This window comes from Burkholderia sp. TSV86, assembly GCF_001522865.1.
GTDB lineage: Bacteria > Pseudomonadota > Gammaproteobacteria > Burkholderiales > Burkholderiaceae > Burkholderia.
In genome coordinates this window covers 1-693 of record NZ_LOWB01000108.1, presented here as the reverse complement: position 1 = coordinate 693, position 693 = coordinate 1, and the positions used below count along the sequence as shown (strand labels likewise).

Below are 693 nucleotides of genomic sequence, written 5' to 3'. Positions count from 1 at the left end.
ATTGCTTTCAGGTTTTAAGGTTTCCATGACCCCATTCTCTCAAAGGTTGAGGTCTCCGAAAAACCCGGGCCGATTCACTTACCCCGGTTTGGTGGACACTTTATCCACTTGAACCGAGGAGTCAGAAATGACGAAGCACCACCCGCCGTACCCGGCCGAGTTTCGGCAACAGATCGTTGAATTGGTGAAAGCTGGACGTAATCCATCAGAGCTCGCTCGGGAGTTCGGATGTACGTCGACGTCGATCCAGTCCTGGGTCAAACAGAATCGGGGAGATGCGTCGGCGCCGAAGGCGGCGGCGCCCCTGACCTCAGCCGAACGAGAAGAGCTTCATCGGCTACGCCGTGAAGTGAAGCAGCTTCGTGTGGAGCGCGACATTCTGGGAAAGGCTACGGCCTGGTTTGCCGTGAAGGGCGAGAAGATCTTCACGCCGTCTTCGAACTCGTGATGGCCAACCAGGAGCGCTTCCCCGTGCGAACGTCCTGCTCCGGACCTGGTGAATCGCGCGTTCGTTGCCGACGGCCCGAATCAGCTGTGGGTTGCTGATGCAACCTACATTCCGACCTGGGCGGGCTTCATCTGCGGTGGACTAGACTAAATCTGACAGTGGTTGGTTTTTCATGCTGGCGCGCATTGGCGCGAAGGGCGTAGCCCGTAGCGGCAATGCGCGCCGCGAACAGCAAGGAGTCCACC

At 58.3% G+C, this 693-nt stretch carries 1 pseudogene; it reads left to right on the top strand.

Going from position 1 to position 693, the window contains the following annotated elements:
• Nucleotides 1-127 precede the first annotated feature (127 nt).
• Nucleotides 128-504: pseudogene (locus WS68_RS27855) on the top strand (transposase); the annotation flags it as partial.
• Nucleotides 505-693 lie beyond the last annotated feature (189 nt).